Source organism: Candidatus Soleaferrea massiliensis AP7, from assembly GCF_000820765.1.
Taxonomy (GTDB): Bacteria; Bacillota; Clostridia; order Oscillospirales; family Ruminococcaceae; genus Soleaferrea; species Soleaferrea massiliensis.
The window spans coordinates 69,925-89,222 of sequence record NZ_CCYH01000025.1; the positions used below are offsets into that span (position 1 = coordinate 69,925).

Sequence of the window (19,298 nt, forward strand, 5' to 3'; positions counted from 1 at the left end):
TCGTATCACCTCACTCTGTTATTATACCTGAAAAATCCCAAAAATCAATAATATAATACAGGAAATCTGTAATTGCGTCTTGACTTTACAGATATTCTTTATTATACTTAAATTAATCCAGAATATTTGTAACAGGGTGGTGGTTGACTGTGTTGGTATATAAAAAAGTCCGTACCTATCTGGAGGAGAACGGTTTGAAACAAAAAACAGTGGCGCAAAAAGCCGGTATCCCAAATTCAACGTTTAATGCGATACTCAATGGCAAGAGGACTTTGTATGCCGAAGACCTGCGGGCAATCTGTTTGGCTCTTAATGTCAGTCCCGAACTGTTTATTGATGTACACCATAATGATTAAAGATATAAAACAGGAGGATGATTAAAAATGCGAAAGGGTTTTTTCATCAGGGATGGAACTGAACATGCGGGAGTGCATATCTGTTTGTATTACATAATTGAGGAGGATTTACAATATGGGTAAATATACACAACCAGAAGAAATTGAAATCATTCGGGACGCTATGACACTGACAACTGCGATTCAGATTGAGCAGGAAGAATTAAACAGGTTAAAATCTGAAAGGTTCAAAACATTGCCTGCGGCTCCAACCCGTAAAGTATTGAATGTGCCACAAATTCAGCCGCAGGTGCCCCCGCCACCGAAGACACAATACAGTTACTCAAATTATTTATCGGACAGCCTGAGACATTTCAAAAGCTGGATTAGAGAAAAATTAAAGTTTGTTGTTATCGTCGGCGCCGTTGTGCTTATTCTCTTGATTGTTATTGGAATTTCAATAGGTAAAGTTACCAACTCTGGCGGTTTTCTATTATTTCAACTCATTTCCAGCATTTTCGGACTTGTGTTTCCTCTGACCGGAATCCTTTTTATTGTGTCTATGGTTAAGTTTTCTAAAAAGAAAAAGGACATGAATCTACAATTGGCGCACTCAGCCGAATACTTAAAGGCGGTTGAGGAAGCAAAACGTTTGGCCGCTGAGCAACAGCAAAAGGCACAGGATGAGGTTGCACAGCAGCAGGCGCAGCTTGACGCAAAGCATAAATCTGACATGGAACACTATAACACCGTTACAGTTCCAACCTACAATAAGGAACTTGCCCATTGGAAAGAAACACAGGCAAAAAAGATTGCAATGCTTGAGGATGATTTAAAAATAAATGCGGAAACCTTGACAAATCTTTATGAGACTACGAAGCTAGTTTCTCTCACCTACCGTGAACTGTGGATTTTGCGCTGGCTCTATGATGATATGCGTTCTTCCGATTATGATGTTCGGTATGCGACAGAACTATTAGACCGTGACAGACAACGACTGGTTACAGAGCAGTCTGGCCGGATAGTCCGAGAAGCTGTAAATGACATGCATTCTTCTATGATATCAGGCTTTCATGCTGTTTACGAAGCCGTTGAAGATGGTAATGAAGAATTGGCAAAAATGCGCCGCGATCAAAACAGGGCTAATGTTGTTGGAATTATCCAAAGGCATAATCTCAACAAAATGACAAAAGCGCAAAATGAAATGTTAGATCAGCATTTTAATAAAAAATAAGCCAAACCATAAGAAAATGTCCATGTTTATTTCAGGGCAGAATGCAAAAGTGATTTTTGCGTTCTGCCTTTACTTTTAAACTGTATGTATCTTTTCAAATTCAAAAAATAGAGGTATAATAAATAAAGCTACGTGATGATGAATTAAAAGGGGTACATGATATGAAAAAAATGAATTCCCTACATATTGAAATCGCGAATGTCTTAATAGATTGCGCAGGCCAGAGACAGACAATCTGTTATGAAGAATTGTGCAAAAGGGTGCATTATCCCTCTCCTCATGCAATTGGCAGAGAGTTAGGTAAATTATCCGAGTTCACCTATGACAAATATGGGTTTTTTATTTCAGTGCTAGTGGTTATGAAAGAAACGCAGGGTACTGACAATCCAATGCCAAGTTCAGGATTTTTTACAATGTATGGAGAGAAATGTGGCAAGCCTAAGGACGGTATTGACATTGTTCAGGAACAACGGGAAAAGGCATTTGAACAGGATTGGAGCAATCTTATAGACAATATCAGAGCTTCCATAAAATCTTAACAGGACTTATAAGGTCGCTTTTGGAAAGATGCAGGAAATTTCATCTTTTCGAGGGCGATTTTTCTTTTATCCCATATAAAATATAACATCTCTTTACACTTATAGTTTTTTCAGCCGTAAAAACAGCTGTATTCCTATGGAAACACGGTCAAAGATATAAACGAAACAGTTGACTTCTTTTCGTTTATATCTTATAATATGTACATATTAAACATAAGAGGTGTACAAAAATTGATTTACGGTTATGCAAGATGTTCTACAAACGAGAAAATGCAGGACATTAATCGTCAGGTTAGGGAACTAAAACAGCAGGGTGCAACCGACACAACGATTTATTTGGAGTATGAGAGCGGTACAAAAGAAAACCGCACGGAGCTTAACAAGCTGCTCAATATCGTAAAATCCGGTGATACCGTTATTGCAACAGAGGTCAGCCGAATTACCCGCAGTACGAAACAACTTTGTGATATCATTGAACTTGCAAAGGAACGGCATATCAAGTTGATTTTAGGAAACTTTGTTGTGGATTGCAGTAAGGAGCTTGACCCTATGACAGAGGGAATGCTCAAAATGATGGGTGTGTTCAGCGAGCTGGAACGAAACATGATAAGTCAGCGTGTAAAAAGCGGTATGGAGAATGCGAAGTCCAAAGGTAAGACCATCGGCAGGCCCCCCGTTACAGCAGACGACATTCCCGGTATCTTTTATAAGCACTATCCAAAATACAAAAAGGGAGAAGTCAACAAGAAAGAGTTATCACGCTTGTGTTCCCTATCTTATCCTACGGTGTATAAATATTTGCGAATTATAGAGGGGTGAAACAATTGGATGTTAAAATCTATTCCAGAAAAGCAGTTGAAAAACTTTTGCGGGATGGATTCCCAGACAATGTAGCTGTTATCAGTTTCTGTGACCCAAGGACAAAACGCACCGATCAAGAATATAAACCTGTGGACTATTCTAGTATAACTGATCGTGTGTTCCAAATAGCCATACATGACATAGATCGAGAAATTCTCGGTGATTATGGTCTGACCTATGATACTTATTTTCCAGAAGCAGATGACTTGGCAAAATTTATCTATGCGGCAAAGGTGGACGGGCTGGATATTATTTGTCAATGCGAGTATGGGCAGAGCCGGAGCGCGGCCTGCGCGGCGGCGATTCTGGAACACTTCTATAAAACTGGCATTTCTGTTTTTTCTGATTATAGATATTATCCGAATCAGATGGTTTATCACAAAGTATTTGACGCGCTGGAATCAATTGAGATGTGAATAATGAAAGGAAGTAATAATATGTTTAATGTCTACTATATAAACTATGCAAAGGCTTTTGAAATATCTATGCTGATCGATAATCGAGTACAGACCCAAGCTTCACGAGAAAAAGATAGTCATGTTGAGGGAACAGCTAACGCAGATATTGACACTTCTGGATTATCTAAAGTCCCCTATTTAGGCAAGCTGATTCCCAAATTTGAGATGGATGGAGAAATAAACGGTGTCAAATCTAAAAAAGTTATAGATACTTTTAATGTAGTATCTACAAAATCAACAGTATTAAATCCCATATATGAAAAGGCAAAATGTGAGAATGACTTATCAAAGCTAAAATCAGGAGAACTTGTGAAAATTGAAGGACTAAATTTAGAAATAACGAATCCTGATGATGTAGCCGGAACAAAGGCCTTGTTAAGTGGTGCCTTGAATCAAATCCCAATTGATGGTATTGGTACTATGGATATAACTTCAATAATAAGTGTGTTTTTAAAAGATTCATCTTATATAATTGAAGGAACAGTACAATCCAAAAAGAACGAGTACAAAGTTATGTTAAAGATTCCAATGCAAGCAGAGAATGAAATGGAAAGCTTTTATAATGTATCCGATATTGAAATCGGAGAAGTTTCTATAGTCGGTGTTTATAAAGGAAAATTTAGTAAAAACGATCTTGAAAAGAAAATAAACAGAATGAAATCTTTACAAGAAAAGGGTGATAGCTCACCAGAGAATGCAGATATAACTGATATTGAAGATGGACAAGAAATGGAACAAAAATCAAATAATGAAGATATCCACTATATTGATATTATTGCCATTGTTCAAGATATAATATTGTAATTTAGGAGATTGTTTCATGGACAAAATTGATATTTATGAATATGATAAGCGAAATCGAAATGACTTAGATGATGTAATATCGGAAATGCACGGTGAAATGGTTAGTTGGTCATTTTTTGCAAAGGAACAAAAGTCATTCAGCTTTCCACCCGGAACAAAGCAGGTATATATAGATATTTCCACTTTATTTTATAGTGAGGATAAGGCGGATTCTCTGATTAGCATACTGGAAATTATTATAAATAGTATTCTGTCTTATCCTCAATCAATAGATATATTTCTTATAACTGAAAAACAGTATTCTCAACTTGTTAAGGATATGCTTTATTTTAAAATTGGTGAAATTTACCGATTGGAAGATAAACTCGAAATTGATAATGATCCCATAAAAAACATTGTTGATATTTCTCAAAATGAATTTAACAGTGTGATGGATTACCTAAATGAAAATTTATTTGGGAATAATTTATTTAAGACCCGGTTAAAAGAAGAACTGTCTAAATTCCGTTTGTTCAATGTACTGGGATATCAGCCTATATTTTCAGTATTGATATGTGGAGCTTCAGGAATCGGTAAAACTGAAATAGCAAGGTTACTGCATAAAAAATTGGCACCAAACGAGCCACCAATAAAGATAAACTTTGGTAACTATAGTGCCGAGCATGCTTTAAGTAGCCTTATCGGTAGCCCAAGAGGGTATATCGGAAGTAGTAAAGGAGAATTATCGGACAAGCTATCTTTAAGCAGGAGTAAAGTTATTTTAATAGATGAATTTGAAAAAGCAAGTAAACCCGTGTATAACTTCTTTTTGCAATTACTTGAAGATGGCTCTTTTACAGATTCCATGGGTCGTGATTATAACTTAGAAAAGTACATTATTGTATTTACATCGAATATGCCCAAAGAAAAGGTTGGTGAATATTTATCACCTGAATTAAGGTCTCGTTTCAATCTAAAATGTGCATTATATCCGTTAACTTTAGATGATAAAATCAAATATGTCGATTTTAAGATAACACAGATGGTTGACCGGGTAAAAGATAAAACTAAAATAATAGTCACCGATACAGATATCGAATACATTAAGAATTTTGACTTTAACCGAATTGCAAATATACGGGATGTTAATGCTGAAATTATGCGCAGATTGACAGAGAGAATATATCCTCAACTATTTTAAAAAAGCGAGTTCTGAAAGGATGGTGAAAATATGTTAGCCGTAATTTACGCAAGATACAGCGACAAAAGCCAGACGGAAGAAAGCAATTGAGGGACAACTAAAAGAATGCTATAGATATGCCGCAGCCAACGGCTACAATGTCATTGAAGAATATATTGATCGGGCACTGACAGGGACAAGCGACAACCGTTTGCGTTTTCAGCAGATGATTGACAATAGCTACAAAAAGCAATTTCAATATATACTGGTTTATCAGCTTGATCGGTTTGCACGAAACAGATACGACAGCGCACACTATAAGAACATCCTAAAAAAGAACGGTGTCCGTGTCCTTTCCGCCCGTGAAAATATCAGTGACGACGCAAGCGGTATTCTTATGGAAAGTGTACTTGAGGGCATGGCAGAATATTATAGTGTTGAATTGGGGCAGAAGATCACAAGAGGCTTGGATTTAAACGGCGAAAAGGGGTTCAGCACCGGCGGCAATATTGCGCTTGGTTATAAGACCGTACGGATAAATCCCGAAGATGAGAACAGTAAAAAAATTTACGTTGTTGATGAAGAAACAGCCCCGCTTGTTCGTCGTATTTTTCAGATGTATGCTGACGGCATGAGCGTGACAGAAATAACAACGCAAATGAACGCAGAGGGGCACAGAACTTCAAGGGGCGCGCCGTTTAATAAAAATTCGTTGCGGAAAATGCTGCAAAACAAACGGTATATTGGGATATATACATACAAAGGCAAGGAATTACCCGATAAAATACCGAGAATCATATCGGATGAACTATTTGAAAAGGTGGCGGAAATTTTGGATAATAACAGAAAAGCCCCTGCCAGAGCAAAAGCAAAGGTTGAATACCTGCTTACAACAAAGCTGTTCTGCGGCCATTGTAAGGAAATGATGACGGGTTTTTCTGGTACTGCAAAAAGTCAAAAGGTGTACCGTTATTACATCTGCAATGGAGCGAAGAAAAAGCTGTGTCAAAAGAAAATGGTCGGTAAAGATTGCATTGAAGACCTTGTGGTTAATGAATGCCGTAAACTCCTAACCGACAAGAACATTTCCAAAATAGCTAGAGAAGTGGTTGCCGTATGTGAAGCTGAAAAGGACACCACCAATTTAAGAAGACTAAGAAATGCCCTTTCTGAAAATGAACGAAAACACAAAAATCTGATGAATGCCATCATGGAGTGTGATATAGACAGTGTCCGAAAATCTTTATATTTAGAAGCTCCTGAATTGGAAAAAGAACACGCAATGCTGGAAAAGGAAATCGCGCTTGAAGAAAAATCCTATCCCATGTTGACAATCCCCAAAGTGAAATTCTTCTTGAACGACTTGAAAAAGGGAAACATCAACGATATAAAATACCGTAAAACTTTAATAAGCGTGTTTGTGAATGCAATCTACTTATACGACGATAAGATCACACTCATTTTCAATTCTGGTGATAAGCCTGTTACCATCAATGACCTGTTATTGTCGGAAATAGAAAAAGAGCATAAACAAAACGAATTTTGTTTATGCTCTGGGTTAGGTCAGTTTACAAGAGACTACACGCAGACCGTGAAACGGGCTGCTGACAACAAACGGCGCTATGCGCCCCGGCCAGGGGGAGGCATAGCGCCGTTTGTTGTGGGGGAATCCAAAGGGGGCAAGGCCCCTTTTGGCACACGACTTTGCGTAGCAAAGTGTAGTGTGTTATACGCTCTGTCGGCGTTGCCGTGAAAATGCCGTTGCCACCGGGGAGGGCAAGGGCATTTGAAGCGGCAGGAAAACAGGCTGTGCTTGCGGGGCGAAAGCCGCAAGCGCAGGGCTGGTTTCGCCAGCAGACAGGGCGTATATGAAGCCCCTGTCCCTCGTCCTACGTCTGGACTTAGGGTCAACTTGGCCCGATGTTGTATATACACTCGGCAAAAGTAGCAGAACGGACGGCAACCGTCAAGGCTGAAATGAACGGGCTTGCGCCCGGCCTTGACCGCCGCCGCCCGTCCCGCTGAATGGGTAGACAAGACGGACAATCCCATACTGTGCTTGTCCGCCGTTAAAGCTATTGTAGGGCTGTTCTTCTTCTCAAAATTGAAATGGGCGGGAAAGCCATTTTGGGGCTTTCCCGCCTTGATTGCCCATCAGCAAAGACAGTCGAGGCTGTCAACGGCGGCGCTGTAAGCGCCGTTCATCTTGACCGTTGACTGGCTTGGCTGGCTTTGCTATCTCCCCGGTTATGCGATTGCGACTTATGCCAATAAAGCGTACTACACAATATTCTCACCCAATAAAATCTTGGGCATTGTGGTTAGGCAACGGTTCCACCTTTTATAAAATTGCTCCAATCCTAACTTTGAAACACGGGCATGAGTTTCTTCATCTTCAAGCGTCCAGTGCAAAATATAGGTGACTTTTCCTACCCATTTTGTTAAGCGGATAGGTGGTTTCCCGTCCTTTACGGCGTTGAAATCCTCTTGCCGGTGTGTGCGTTTGATATATTTCACATCAATTACTCCGGGTTGTGAAAGATAAAACTCGGCAACCTCTTTCATCAAAGTTTCAATTTCATCTTGTTTATCAATTTTCGCTTCATATATGCAAATTTCATTAAACACTTTAGTATCCCCTTTACTCCGCCTTTTCCGCCTAAGGCGTACTTGTTATTTTCTCTTTCCCCTTTGCGGCACATAACTTTTCGCCAATTCGGATTTTTGAACAATCCGGGTCAGCCATTGTTTTTCTTCCTCTGTCAGCTTGCTATAACGTAGCTTCGTCTGCTTGCAGAACACCATCAGCAGTTGTTCCGCCCGACTGCCCTTAAAGCTGGCTACTTCCTCCAAATCTCGCTTGAGTTCGTCCACAATGGTATTCTCCGGGGCGCTGTCGCTCCTGCCCCTGTGGGCTTCCCGTATATCCTCCATGATAGCGTCTATATCGTGATGTACTCGGCTGCTGAAATAGTCGCCCTCCCGCACATGGGCGGCTTGCAACACTCCGGCGGTTTTGTCATGCTCCCCCGGCTGGTACTTCTCCACGATTTCAGCCCTCGCCACGTCTACCCATGCGTTCAAGTTTTGTATCTGCGTAGCGGCGATACCCTCCACATAAATCTGTATATCAGCCAGCAGCTTCACGAAATCCGGGTGCGCCGCCAGTTCACAAAGCAGGGCGGTATCAATTCGCCCACTTTTCAGCAGGTCAATCATCTTGTCACTCAAACGCAGGTCTGCAAGATCGGCGTTTGGGTGATTTTTTGTTTCGGTCAGCCCCAGCAGATAGTCGGCTGTCACGCCGTAAAACTTCGCCAGCTTGATAAGGGCATAATGGCTGATGTCTTTGAAGTCGTCCGCTTCATAGCTGCCCAGCGCAGACTTGGAAAGCTGGGTCTGCTCCGCAAGCTGTTCCAGCGTCAGCCCACGCTCCACACGCAGGTCTTTTAGGCGTTCCTGTATAGTCAACGCCAATCTGCACACCCCCTTATTTCATGCTTTCTTGACACTCGCTGCACTCTCTGTCATGGATAGAAATGATACCCCCGCATTGGGTACAAGTATATTTTCCTTTCTGCTGTTCCATGAACCTTTCTAAACCGTGCTGACGAACAAACTCGCTATTCTCCATAAGGCTCGCCTGATACCTTTTGTTGTAGCTTTTTTCAAGGTTTTTTATCAGCTTGCAGGGATAATCGGGACACTCAAAACAATAGGACAGCCCTTTACCCTTAATACAATCCTTTATCTTGCATTTGCGGCAGTGTTCCGGTTTGCCCATATCGCTGTTCAAGCAACCAGCGCACGGCTTTTTATGATAACAATGCTTATAGCAGACCAAACAGTTCATACCGCAAGGGGCAAACATAGCCGTGCCAATTTTTCCTGTTGGCATTTTCATAGCTCGCCCTCCTTGTCAGCATACGGTTTCTTTCATTCTACCACAAATCCGAGAGCGTGGAAATAGTGTGTTTTTCAGCGTGATTTCCAACCTTTCGGATATACGGGAGGGGCAGTCAAAAAAGTGTAGACTTGTGTTAGTTCATCGATGGACAAGCACAAGTGAATGACCGTCCGAAAGAGATATTACCGGCTGGGGAAGCACGCCATGACACCGCCACTTGTGGACAAAATGTCCAGAAGTCAGTTCGGGCCAACTTGGCCCGAAGTGGGGAGAGCGTACCAACGCCGGGACACGCCGCAGGAATGGGGTAGGAACGGCTTTCGGGAAAACGGCAGTAAAGCGAAAACGGAGGAACGCATGAGCAAAAAACTACCAGAGATAGAGCGCACTCCGGGCGGCGGCTTGCCCCGTATTACCCCGGCGCAGCGCAGACGGGCAAACGCCCTTGTTCGGAAAACTTGTTGCAACTATGAGAACGGCAACTGTCTGCTGCTGGACGATGGGGAGGAATGTGTCTGCCCCCAAACCATCTCTTACTCCGTCTGCTGCAAGTGGTTCCGCTGGGCGGTCTTGCCACAGGACAAGCCGCTGGAAGCGGAGATTTTCCATAGCGACAGCGTGAAGCGGTGCGCCGAGTGCGGGGCGGCTTTCGTCCCCCGTTCCAACCGGGCGAAATATTGCGAAACCTGCGCCAAACGGGTACATAGGCGGCAAAAGAACGCCAGCGACAGGAAACGCCGCTGGAATACGGACAAATAGGGGCTGTCAAAAGCCCATAAATCAAGGACTTTTTGGGGCTGTCCGGGGTAGGGCTGTACGTTTGTATTCCCTGCCCCGGAAACCGCCCTCTAACCGTCCGCAGGAGGGAGGATTGATAGATTGCCGCAATACGCAATCCTGCGATTTGCAAAGCACAAGGGCAACCCGGCAAGGCCGCTGGAAGCCCATCACGAAAGACAGAAAGAAAAGTATGCCAGCAACCCGGATATTGACACGGCAAAGAGCAAGTACAACTTCCATATCGTCAAGCCGGAGGGCCGTTATTATCATTTCATTCAGAGCCGTATTGAACAGGCCGGGTGTCAGACACGCAAGGACAGCACTCGGTTTGTCGATACGCTCATAACCGCCAGCCCGGAGTTTTTCAAGGGCAAGCCCCCAAAGGAGATACAAGCCTTTTTCCAGCGGGCGGCTGATTTTCTTATCCAGCGGGTAGGCCGGGAGAATATCGTTTCGGCGGTGGTTCACATGGACGAGAAAACGCCCCATCTGCATTTGACCTTTGTGCCGCTGACAAAGGACAACCGGCTGTGCGCCAAAGAGATTTTGGGCAACCGGGCAAGCCTTACAAAGTGGCAGGACGATTTTCACGCCTACATGGTGGAGAAATACCCCGACTTGGAGCGTGGGGAGAGCGCCAGCAAGACGGGCCGCAAGCATATCCCCACCCGGCTTTTCAAACAGGCGGTCAATCTCTCAAAACAGGCAAAGGCCATTAAAAAGGCGTTGGATGGTATCGGCCCGCTGAACGCCGGGAAGAAGAAAGAGGAAGCCCTCTCCATGCTGAAAAAGTGGTTCCCGCAGATGGAGGACTTCTCCGGGCAACTGAAAAAGTACAAGGTCACGATTGCCGACCTGCTGGAAGAAAACAAGAAGCTGGAAGCAAGGGCAAAGGCCAGCGAAAAAGGCAAATTGAAAGACACGATGGAACGGGCGAAGCTGGAAAGCGAATTACATAATATCCAGCGGCTTGTGGAGCGTATTCCCCCGGACGTGCTGGCCGAACTGAAACGGGAACAGCGACACGGAAAGGAAAGGTGATTTTTATAGGCAATATGGAGCATATCAGATATAAAAAAGAAACAGAGGTCGTGACCTTTCAAGGGAAAGAAATCACGCTGGAAAATCTCTCCCCGGTATTCACGCCGGAGCAGGAAGCGGCGAAACGCCGGGAACTGGAACAGCAGCTTTATGACGTGTTCCGCAAATACGCCGACAAGCGGCGGGCGGAGGAAACCGGGTCGTAAGGTTTTCCAACGACAACATTGATTTGCGGGGCTGCTGGCGGTATAATAATATTGTCAGCAGCTCCGTTTCTTTTTTGAAGAAAAGGAGCGACAAATGAACAATCGGATAGATGCAATCTATGCAAGACAATCGGTGGACAAGAAGGATAGTATTTCTATTGAAAGCCAGATTGAGTTTTGCAAATACGAATTGAAAGGCGGTAACTGCAAGGAATACACAGACAAAGGGTACAGCGGCAAGAATACAGACCGCCCGAAGTTTCAAGAGTTGGTGCGGGACATTAAGCGGGGCTTGATTGCAAAGGTCGTTGTTTACAAACTTGACCGTATCAGCCGTTCCATTCTGGACTTCGCCAACATGATGGAACTGTTCCAGCAGTACAACGTGGAGTTTGTGTCCTCCACGGAAAAGTTTGATACCTCCACCCCGATGGGGCGGGCCATGCTGAATATCTGTATCGTGTTCGCCCAGCTTGAACGGGAAACGATACAGAAGCGGGTAACGGACGCTTACTACTCCCGCAGTCAGCGGGGCTTCAAGATGGGTGGGAAAGCCCCCTATGGCTTCCATACGGAACCTATCAAGATGGATGGTATCAACACAAAGAAGCTGGTGGTAAACCCGGAAGAAGCGGCCAATATCCGGCTCATGTTCGAGATGTACGCAGACCCGGCAACCTCCTATGGAGACATCACCCGGTACTTTGTGGAACAGGGCATTTTGTTCTACGGCAAGGAACTGATACGCCCCACGCTGGCGCAGATGTTACGCAATCCCGTCTATGTGCAGGCAGACCTTGACGTGTACGAGTTTTTCAAAAGCCAGGGGACGGTGCTTGTCAATGACGCCACCGACTTTACGGGCATGAACGGGTGTTATCTGTATCAGGGGCGGGACGTGAAGCCGGACAAGCTGCACAATCTCAAAGACCAGATGCTGGTGCTTGCGCCCCATGAGGGAATTGTCCCATCAGAAACATGGTTAGCCTGCCGCAAGAAGCTGATGAACAACATGAAAATCCAGTCCGCCCGGAAAGCCACCCACACATGGCTGGCAGGGAAAATCAAGTGCGGGAATTGCGGTTATGCCCTTATGAGTATCGTCAACCGGGTAGGCCGTCAATATCTCCGCTGCACAAAGCGGCTGGACAACAAAAGCTGTGTCGGGTGCGGCAAGATTTACACCGCCGAACTGGAAGCGATAGTCTATCAGCAGATGGTGAAGAAGCTGGAAAGCCACAAGACGCTGACGGGCAGGAAGAAAGCGGCAAAGGCCAATCCGAAAATCTCCGCCCTGCAAGTGGAACTTGCCCACGTGGACGGCGAGATTGAAAAGCTGGTGGACAGCCTGACGGGGGCGAACAACGTCCTACTCTCCTATGTGAACGTGAAGATAGCGGAACTTGATGGGCGCAAGCAGGAACTTGTGAAGCGGATAGCGGACTTGACCGTGGAAGCCATCAGCCCGGAACAGGTCAGCCAGATTTCCGGCTACCTCGACACTTGGGACAGCGTATCCTTTGACGACAAGCGGCGGGTGGTGGATTTGATGATTACCACCATAGCCGCCACAAGCGAAGTCCTCAACATTACATGGAAAATCTGACGGGCGGCACGCCTCCCGTCAGACCGTTACCCTGTGTAGTCCCTTGTAAACTGTACTTTGGTGGAGGCGAGGAGAATCGAACTCCTGTCCAAAAACCCATTCACATGACTTTCTACGAGTGTAGCTTATTCTTTAAAAGATTCTCTCAGCAAAGCTCCAATAAGCAGGATCATTGCCTCGATATTCCCTATACATCAAAACAGCCGGGAAGCTCTGTTAAGACGTTCACCACTAAATAACGCCCAATCCCGATCCGTGGTCCTACCGAGTTGGACGGCCGCCTAAGTTAGGCAGCTAACGCTAAAGAGCGTGTGTTGTTTTTTGCATTTAATGTTTAAGTGCGGATTGTTGAAGAGGTCCCGCACCCCTACTCGCTTATCATGCTGCAAGATCCCTGTCGAAACCTTTACGCCCCCGTATCAGTATCTGGAATGTTCCTTCTGCGCGCGCTGGATATCGCGCGCCGCGTCCTTCTTCGCCAGATCGCTTCGCTTGTCATAGAGCTTTTTGCCCTTGCACAGCCCAACCGACACCTTCACCTTCGAGCCGCTGAAATACAGCGACAGCGGTATCAGCGTCAGGCCCTGCTGCTTCACCTGGTCGTACAGCTTGAGGATCTCCCGCTTGTGCATCAGCAGCCGGCGCACGCGAATCGGATCCCGGTTGAAGATGTTTCCCTGCTCATAGGGACTCACATGCATCCCCTTGAGGAAGATTTCGCCGCCGACAATGTCACACCAGCTGTCCTTGAGATTGACGTTTCCGCCGCGGATGGACTTCACTTCAGTGCCGAAGAGCTCGATGCCGGCTTCATAGGTCTCTTCGATGAAATAATCGTGCCTTGCCTTCCGGTTGAGCGCAATCACCTTGGTTTCCTCTTTGCCCGGCATGCCGTCCACTCCTCTCCTGTAAAGTCATCCGGTTTAAATCTCTGTCCTGCCCTGTAAGGCACGGTACAATGTGACCTCGTCCGCATATTCTAGGTTTCCGCCGACCGGGATACCGTAGGCAAGCCTGGTCACCTTGACGCCCAGCGGCTTCAGCAGCCGCGAGATGTACATGGCCGTCGCTTCCCCCTCCACGGTCGGATTGGTCGACATGATGACCTCCTTGACCGCGTCCCCATGTATGCGCGCCAGAAGCTCCTTGATGCAGATTTCATCCGGACCGACATTGTCCATCGGGGAGATCAGGCCGTGCAGGACATGATACAGGCCATGGTATTCCTGCGTGCGCTCAAATGCAATCACATCCTGCGGGTCTTCCACAACGCAGATGACCGACTGGTCCCGGGCTTTGTCCGAACAGACCGGACAGAGCTCTCCCTCCGATAAGTTTTGACAGATCCGGCACCGTTTAATCTTCTCATGCGCTTCCAGGATGGCGGAAGCAAATTCCTGCGCCTTCTTTTCGGGCATGTTCAGAACATGGAACGCCAGCCGCTGCGCGGATTTCTTGCCGATGCCGGGAAGCCGCTCAAACTGCTCAATCAGCTTGACCAGCGGCAGTACCTGAACATTCATCGGTTAAAACAGGCCCGGAATCGTGAAGCCGCCGGTTGCTTCGTCAATTCTTGTGTTGGATTCGGTTTCCAGCGAACGCATCGCCTCATTGAAAGCCGCGACGATCAAATCTTCCAGCATCTCGATGTCTTCCGGATCAACAACCTCCGGCTTCAGGCTGACGGATTTGACTTCCTTCTTGCCGTTGACCGTGACTTCGACGGCGCCGCCGCCTGCGGTTCCAACAAAATCCTTCTCTTCCAGCTCGGCCTGTATCTTCTGTACGTCTTCCTGTACCTTCTGCGCCTGCTTGATCATCTGGTTCATGTTGGACGGTCCGCCGCCATATCCCTGTGGTAATCTTGCTTTCATGTTGAATTCCTCCCAATTAACGAATCTTTGTTTTTATGCTGTCAACACCCGCGTCGCGGGCCGTATGGATCTTGTGTTCGGCAGATGTGCTCTGCACGAATGGTTCCCATACACACCGTCCTGTTGGCGGCGATACGGGCGTTCTCCTCTTCTGCTGAAGCGCTCATATGGATTCTTATTTTATCGCAATTCAGCCGCAGTGTCAATGCCTATTTTCACACAGATGCGCCGGCTTTCAGACAGGCGTACGAGCCCATCAGAAACTTGGCGGCTCTCCGGCGAAAACAGGCAGGCTGCTTCTAACGGCAGGAAACCGCCGCTGCATCCATAGTTCCTTACTTGACCGTGGTATCGATGCCCATCTCCTGCGCCGTATGCACCAGCTTTTCGAGTGGATCGAGCTTAACAGCTTCGGCCTTCGCTTCCCTGCGGTATGGGCCAAGCCGGTAGGTTTTTCCGGTCTGCTGCTGGATGGCCTGACGCAGCGTATCCTTTGCATAATTGCTCTGGCGGATCAGCTGCAGGAACAGCATGTCCGGCGCGTCGATCAGCACCAGATCCCCCTGCAAATAGGCGCATGAGCCGTGCAGCGCGCCGTGCAGCGCGGGATTGATTTTGTACAGCGCCTCCATGATCTCCGGCCAGCTCGAAAGCGGCTGCAGATCGGATGGCGCCGCCCCTGTTTGACCGGCCTTTTCCGGTGCCGGGGACGCTTCGGCTTTTCCAGCCGCGGCCGCCATCTCCTGCGGATACTCGGGCAGTGTCTCCTCGGGCGGTTCCTCCGGAAGCGGATCGGATGGCTCCTGCTTTTGGGCCGCCGGCTTCTTCTTGACCTGCGGGGATGGCTGAGCCTGTGCGGATGGCCGAACCTGCGGCAGGACGCCGCTTTTCAGCTGATTCTCCAGCGCTTCGATGCGCCGAAGGATCGCTTCTCCGGAGCTGTCAAGCTGCGGATTGCACAGCTTGATCAGGCATATTTCAAACTCCATGCGTTTGGAGGGTGTTTTGTTCAGTTGATTTAAGGTGTTCTGGAATGCCGTCAGGATGTGCAGAATCTGTACAAGGGTATAGCCTTCGGCCGCTTCTTTGAGCGCTTCCAGCTCGTCCGGCATCCAGTTGATCAGCCGCTGGGCGTCCTTGACCGATTTGAGCAGCATCAAATTCCTGTAGAAATCGATGCATTCCTCGCAGAGCCGTTCAAAATCCACAGAATTCTGATGCAGTGCGTTGACGATCTCCAGCGCGTCCGCGATGTTCCCGGAACCGATGGCTTCGCTCAGCTTTAAAAGATGGGCATGTCCGGTGATTCCCGCGGCTTCGGTCACCGTCCTGACCGTGATATCCCCGTTTGAGGATGCGGCCAAATCCAGCAGCGACAGCGCGTCGCGCATACCGCCGTCCGAAAGCTGTGCGATAAACCGCGCGGCGTCCTCTTGTAAGGAAAGCTGCTCCGTTTCGGCAATCTGCAGAAGGCGGCCGGCAATCTTTTCAGGCGGGATGCGTCCGAAATCAAACCGCTGGCAGCGCGACAGGATGGTCGCGGGCAGCTTGTGCACCTCGGTTGTCGCCAGGATGAACAGCACATGCTTGGGCGGCTCCTCCATGATCTTGAGCAGCGCGTTGAACGCGCCGACGCTCAGCATGTGGGCCTCGTCGATGATGTAGACCCGATACTTTGCCACAGCAGGCGTAAAGTTCGCCTCATCCCGCAGCTGGCGGATGTTCTCAACGCCGTTGTTGCTGGCGGCGTCGATCTCGACCACATCGAGAATCGAACCTTCCTCGATGCCTTTGCAGATATCGCATGCAAGGCACGGGTCTCCGTCGTTCGGATGCAGGCAGTTGACCGCCTTGGACAAAATCTTCGAGCAGGTGGTCTTTCCGGTTCCGCGGGAGCCGGTGAACAGATAGGCGTGCGCCGTCTTCTGCTCGCGCACCTCATGCTTCAGAGTGGCGACAATGTGTTCCTGTCCGACGACATCCTCAAACACCTTCGGACGATATTTTCGATACAGCGTCTGATACATCTTCCCACCGCCAAACCTGATTTTAATTCCAAAAAACCGGATATACATAAACAAAAAGGGCAGTCACATGAAAGACCTTTCAATCCATCAAGTGCGGCATCCCTTCTCTCAAGCGGATAGATAGGCTGATCTGCGGCACACGGATAATTCCGCTTAATGCTGCTCGGTTCCCCGCCTGACATGGTTCGCGGCCATCCATTGCACAGGGCCCATCTATCCGCATGACAAAAAGCATACAACTCTGCCCATTTCTTCATCTCTTTTTATCAAGCTTTATTATTATAATACATTTCCGAACAAAACTCAAGAGCTAATTATAAATTTTTTTGCGGGGGAGATTTATCTTGCTAAAATGAGGTGAATTATCACAGTTACAGCCAAAAAGCTTAAATTGTTGTCGCGAAATACCGGATACAGCTTGACAACAAGGATTGTTGGTTATAGTATTAAGTAAAATTATATACGGAAGAACCGGACATAGCGCTTTCTCTCATTCAAAGTATATACAAGCAATGGTTTGAGGAGAATTTAAAAGGAGTGAGATCATTGATATTAAATCTGATTGGTATAACTGCCTGCTGTGATAAAGAAAAATGCTTTCATGAGGTCAATTATTTTATAAGCCACCTGGGCTACCGTGAGGTATTGAGCAGTCCGGATGAAGTGTGTGCCGAGGAAATGCGTGTAAATGGGTATAAGAATGAACTTATGTGCTGTAAAACGGTGAAGCTATTTGTCGAAAGCATACCGGACATGTTAAAGTGTGCGAATACGGGCGGTCAAGATGAATACAAATTGGTGGATGGTAACGGCAATACGTTTTGGTTGACCATTGATGAGGTAAATACTTCGGAAAAGTACATAGTAGTTCAAAAAAATCATAGTGATTTTTCATCCCTTGTCTTAGGTGGGATCGAACTGACCTGCGTGTTGGACTATGATAAGCTTCCAGATATGGATAAGTTGGAAGCTTTGGGATTTCAGGCATTCCCATCTTTTCATGAAACGCATATGGAGATTCTAAAGAGAGATGAAGACCGGTTGCATTTACGGTTTTCCGGCGGATTCCATCCGCTGGTTACTGATATCAAAATGACAGGAATTTTTAAAGAAGAATCTATTATGGAAGATGATATTGCGCCGGGCGACTATTTCATGCGGGATGGTTATGTAGGAGCGGTAGAATTTGAGACGACGGATCGTGGTTATGTTGTGAAAATATCAGATAACTTTACATCTCACAAACTAATAGGCTGGTATGAAGGGATTAGTTTTGAAGAAATTTATGAGTTGGAGAAAGATCCCGGCAATACAAAGATAGAAGATCATATCAATGAATACACGATTTATTGTACGGATATATCTTTTGATTTCAAAAGCAACATAAAATAAAAGGCTATGTAAAATACAATTCCACAATTTAGAGGGAGCATGTTACGGCTCCCTCTTTTTTATGGAAAGATAAGACAGACTTCGCGGACAAGTATCACGGAAATAAGACTTGACTTTTGCCCAACATAATGCTAGTATTATGTTAGGCAAAAGTGAGGTGATGATTTGACGTCTAAAAAAATGGGACGCCCAACAGACAATCCCCGTCCATACAAAATTGGTCTTCGTATCAACGAAAAAACAAAGCAGATACTGGAACAGTACTGTATGCAGAAATCGGTCAACAAGACGACGGCAATCGAACGCGGGATTGCAAAACTGGAGGACGACCTGGAAAAATGAAAGGAAGCGGCTCCCTCTCATCAAAGTCGAAGCCACTTCCCACATACCAACAACTGCTGAAAGCAAATTGCTGCGTAAATATTATAGCATGCGCTACAGTCACTTTCAAGCGTTGTTGGATGACAATTTGAAAGGATGCATCATATATGAAATCTGACATCACCCGTTTTCTGGACAGCCAGAAAGAAAATACTTGACTCTTATAGTACAAATATTACAAGACATGAGGTCGCTGTGAAAGTGAGGTGAGCGATTCAGTGCCCAGCAAGAAAATGGGGCGTCCTACGGATAGTCCAAAAACCTTCATGCTGAGAGTGAAGATGGACAAGGATACCTTGGACAAACTGGATCAATGCTGTGAAATGCAGGGGACAAATCGTTCCGAGTTTGTTCGAAAAAATATCCATGAAAAGTATAACGCGCTTAAAAAATAAAAAACAATTCTTACAGCTAAATGAGGTGATGATTTGACGTCTAAGAAAATGGGGCGTCCAACAGACAATCCCCGTCCACATAGGATCAGTATCCGTATGAACGAGAAGAGCAAGCAGATACTGGAACAATACTGTATGCAGAAATCGGTCAACAAGACGACGGCAATCGAACGCGGAATCGCAAAGCTGGAGGACGACCTAGAAAAATGAAAGGGAGCGGCCCTACACTCGTCAAAGCCGAAGCCGCTTCCCCACATAGCAACAACTGCTCGAAAGCAGATTGCCGCGTAAATATTACA

Annotated in this window: 22 protein-coding genes and 2 other RNA genes; 15 read left to right on the top strand and 9 right to left on the bottom strand. The window is 46.1% G+C overall.

From position 1 onward, the window contains the following. The first annotated feature begins 149 nt into the window (after positions 1–149). From BN348_RS13530 to BN348_RS05515, 8 genes are all read left to right on the top strand, one after another. Positions 150–356 (top strand): helix-turn-helix domain-containing protein, encoded by a 207-nt coding sequence (locus BN348_RS13530; RefSeq protein ID WP_278247739.1) that lies wholly within the window; start codon positions 150–152, stop codon positions 354–356. A 115-nt stretch (positions 357–471) separates the two neighbouring features. Beyond that, on the top strand, positions 472–1,569 hold the full coding sequence (locus BN348_RS05485) for an ABC transporter permease (RefSeq protein WP_040196769.1): 1,098 nt from the start codon (positions 472–474) through the stop codon (positions 1,567–1,569). Between the two features lie 161 nt (positions 1,570–1,730). Further along, positions 1,731–2,108, top strand: a complete 378-nt coding sequence (locus BN348_RS05490; RefSeq protein ID WP_040196771.1) for a hypothetical protein — start codon at positions 1,731–1,733, stop codon at positions 2,106–2,108. Between the two features lie 231 nt (positions 2,109–2,339). Further along, on the top strand, positions 2,340–2,927 hold the full coding sequence (locus BN348_RS05495) for a recombinase family protein (RefSeq protein WP_040196773.1): 588 nt from the start codon (positions 2,340–2,342) through the stop codon (positions 2,925–2,927). A gap of 5 nt (positions 2,928–2,932) precedes the next feature. Continuing rightward, positions 2,933–3,385 (top strand): hypothetical protein, encoded by a 453-nt coding sequence (locus BN348_RS05500; protein ID WP_040196774.1) that lies wholly within the window; start codon positions 2,933–2,935, stop codon positions 3,383–3,385. A 21-nt stretch (positions 3,386–3,406) separates the two neighbouring features. Further along, complete coding sequence (locus BN348_RS05505) at positions 3,407–4,231, top strand: hypothetical protein (RefSeq protein WP_040196776.1); 825 nt, start codon at positions 3,407–3,409, stop codon at positions 4,229–4,231. Between the two features lie 16 nt (positions 4,232–4,247). After that, a complete protein-coding gene (locus tag BN348_RS13075) occupies positions 4,248–5,411 on the top strand; it encodes an AAA family ATPase (protein ID WP_052446751.1) in 1,164 nt (387 codons plus the stop codon). A gap of 85 nt (positions 5,412–5,496) precedes the next feature. Further along, positions 5,497–7,143 carry a recombinase family protein gene (locus tag BN348_RS05515; RefSeq protein WP_242844310.1) on the top strand — a complete coding sequence of 549 codons (1,647 nt, stop codon included), beginning with the start codon at positions 5,497–5,499 and terminating at the stop codon, positions 7,141–7,143. A 527-nt stretch (positions 7,144–7,670) separates the two neighbouring features. Here the strand turns inward: BN348_RS05515 and BN348_RS05525 are convergent. From BN348_RS05525 to BN348_RS05535, 3 genes are read right to left on the bottom strand one after another with little or no spacing between them, the layout of a single operon-like run. Next, complete coding sequence (locus BN348_RS05525) at positions 7,671–8,018, bottom strand: hypothetical protein (protein WP_040196780.1); 348 nt, start codon at positions 8,016–8,018, stop codon at positions 7,671–7,673. Between the two features lie 45 nt (positions 8,019–8,063). Beyond that, the gene (locus tag BN348_RS05530) at positions 8,064–8,867 is read right to left on the bottom strand and encodes a helix-turn-helix domain-containing protein (RefSeq protein ID WP_040196783.1); all 804 of its coding nucleotides are present in this window, start codon (positions 8,865–8,867) and stop codon (positions 8,064–8,066) included. A gap of 13 nt (positions 8,868–8,880) precedes the next feature. Continuing rightward, positions 8,881–9,294 (bottom strand): DUF3795 domain-containing protein, encoded by a 414-nt coding sequence (locus BN348_RS05535; protein WP_040196785.1) that lies wholly within the window; start codon positions 9,292–9,294, stop codon positions 8,881–8,883. 360 nt (positions 9,295–9,654) lie between these two features. Between BN348_RS05535 and BN348_RS05540 the strand changes: the two genes are divergently transcribed. The 4 genes from BN348_RS05540 (at position 9,655) to BN348_RS05555 (ending at position 12,930) form a co-directional block, all read left to right on the top strand. Further along, positions 9,655–10,056, top strand: a complete 402-nt coding sequence (locus BN348_RS05540) for a cysteine-rich VLP domain-containing protein (RefSeq protein ID WP_040196828.1) — start codon at positions 9,655–9,657, stop codon at positions 10,054–10,056. Between the two features lie 120 nt (positions 10,057–10,176). After that, entirely contained in the window at positions 10,177–11,118 is a 942-nt protein-coding gene (mobV, locus tag BN348_RS05545; RefSeq protein ID WP_040196786.1) for a MobV family relaxase, read from the top strand. A 14-nt stretch (positions 11,119–11,132) separates the two neighbouring features. Then, a complete protein-coding gene (locus BN348_RS05550) occupies positions 11,133–11,324 on the top strand; it encodes a hypothetical protein (protein ID WP_040196787.1) in 192 nt (63 codons plus the stop codon). Positions 11,325–11,418: 94 nt separating this feature from the next. Next, positions 11,419–12,930: a recombinase family protein gene (locus tag BN348_RS05555; RefSeq protein ID WP_040196789.1), complete on the top strand. Its 1,512-nt coding sequence runs from the start codon at positions 11,419–11,421 to the stop codon at positions 12,928–12,930. Between the two features lie 58 nt (positions 12,931–12,988). Here the strand turns inward: BN348_RS05555 and ssrA are convergent. From ssrA to ffs, 6 genes are all read right to left on the bottom strand, one after another. Then, positions 12,989–13,346: a transfer-messenger RNA gene (gene ssrA, locus BN348_RS13540) on the bottom strand. 3 nt (positions 13,347–13,349) lie between these two features. Further along, a complete protein-coding gene (gene smpB / locus BN348_RS05560; RefSeq protein ID WP_040196790.1) occupies positions 13,350–13,820 on the bottom strand; it encodes an SsrA-binding protein SmpB in 471 nt (156 codons plus the stop codon). A 33-nt stretch (positions 13,821–13,853) separates the two neighbouring features. Beyond that, complete coding sequence (recR, locus tag BN348_RS05565; RefSeq protein WP_040196792.1) at positions 13,854–14,453, bottom strand: recombination mediator RecR; 600 nt, start codon at positions 14,451–14,453, stop codon at positions 13,854–13,856. Between the two features lie 3 nt (positions 14,454–14,456). Then, on the bottom strand, positions 14,457–14,804 hold the full coding sequence (locus BN348_RS05570) for a YbaB/EbfC family nucleoid-associated protein (protein ID WP_040196793.1): 348 nt from the start codon (positions 14,802–14,804) through the stop codon (positions 14,457–14,459). 335 nt (positions 14,805–15,139) lie between these two features. Beyond that, positions 15,140–16,831, bottom strand: a complete 1,692-nt coding sequence (gene dnaX, locus BN348_RS05575) for a DNA polymerase III subunit gamma/tau (protein WP_040196830.1) — start codon at positions 16,829–16,831, stop codon at positions 15,140–15,142. 115 nt (positions 16,832–16,946) lie between these two features. Next, positions 16,947–17,046: signal recognition particle sRNA small type (gene ffs / locus BN348_RS13545), an RNA gene on the bottom strand. A 331-nt stretch (positions 17,047–17,377) separates the two neighbouring features. Between ffs and BN348_RS05580 the strand changes: the two genes are divergently transcribed. The 3 genes from BN348_RS05580 to BN348_RS14220 all read left to right on the top strand — a co-directional run bounded on the left by BN348_RS05580 (position 17,378) and on the right by BN348_RS14220 (position 18,999). Then, on the top strand, positions 17,378–18,223 hold the full coding sequence (locus BN348_RS05580; RefSeq protein WP_040196794.1) for a hypothetical protein: 846 nt from the start codon (positions 17,378–17,380) through the stop codon (positions 18,221–18,223). 165 nt (positions 18,224–18,388) lie between these two features. Then, positions 18,389–18,565: a hypothetical protein gene (locus BN348_RS13860; RefSeq protein WP_156136426.1), complete on the top strand. Its 177-nt coding sequence runs from the start codon at positions 18,389–18,391 to the stop codon at positions 18,563–18,565. Between the two features lie 320 nt (positions 18,566–18,885). Then, the gene (locus tag BN348_RS14220; RefSeq protein WP_242844311.1) at positions 18,886–18,999 is read left to right on the top strand and encodes a ribbon-helix-helix protein, CopG family; all 114 of its coding nucleotides are present in this window, start codon (positions 18,886–18,888) and stop codon (positions 18,997–18,999) included. The last annotated feature ends 299 nt before the right edge of the window (positions 19,000–19,298 follow it).

Excerpts from the sequence above, each read along its gene's own strand:
- BN348_RS05485 (WP_040196769.1), top strand. The coding sequence starts at position 472 with ATGGGTAAATATACACAACCAGAAGAAATTGAAATCATTCGGGACGCT.
- BN348_RS05490 (WP_040196771.1), top strand. The coding sequence starts at position 1,731 with ATGAAAAAAATGAATTCCCTACATATTGAAATCGCGAATGTCTTAATA.
- BN348_RS05505 (WP_040196776.1), top strand. The coding sequence starts at position 3,407 with ATGTTTAATGTCTACTATATAAACTATGCAAAGGCTTTTGAAATATCT.
- BN348_RS13075 (WP_052446751.1), top strand. The coding sequence starts at position 4,248 with ATGGACAAAATTGATATTTATGAATATGATAAGCGAAATCGAAATGAC.
- BN348_RS05535 (WP_040196785.1), bottom strand. The coding sequence starts at position 9,294 with ATGAAAATGCCAACAGGAAAAATTGGCACGGCTATGTTTGCCCCTTGC.
- BN348_RS05540 (WP_040196828.1), top strand. The coding sequence starts at position 9,655 with ATGAGCAAAAAACTACCAGAGATAGAGCGCACTCCGGGCGGCGGCTTG.
- BN348_RS05550 (WP_040196787.1), top strand. The coding sequence starts at position 11,133 with ATGGAGCATATCAGATATAAAAAAGAAACAGAGGTCGTGACCTTTCAA.
- BN348_RS05555 (WP_040196789.1), top strand. The coding sequence starts at position 11,419 with ATGAACAATCGGATAGATGCAATCTATGCAAGACAATCGGTGGACAAG.
- smpB (WP_040196790.1), bottom strand. The coding sequence starts at position 13,820 with ATGCCGGGCAAAGAGGAAACCAAGGTGATTGCGCTCAACCGGAAGGCA.
- recR (WP_040196792.1), bottom strand. The coding sequence starts at position 14,453 with ATGAATGTTCAGGTACTGCCGCTGGTCAAGCTGATTGAGCAGTTTGAG.
- BN348_RS05570 (WP_040196793.1), bottom strand. The coding sequence starts at position 14,804 with ATGAAAGCAAGATTACCACAGGGATATGGCGGCGGACCGTCCAACATG.
- dnaX (WP_040196830.1), bottom strand. The coding sequence starts at position 16,831 with ATGTATCAGACGCTGTATCGAAAATATCGTCCGAAGGTGTTTGAGGAT.
- BN348_RS14220 (WP_242844311.1), top strand. The coding sequence starts at position 18,886 with ATGGACAAGGATACCTTGGACAAACTGGATCAATGCTGTGAAATGCAG.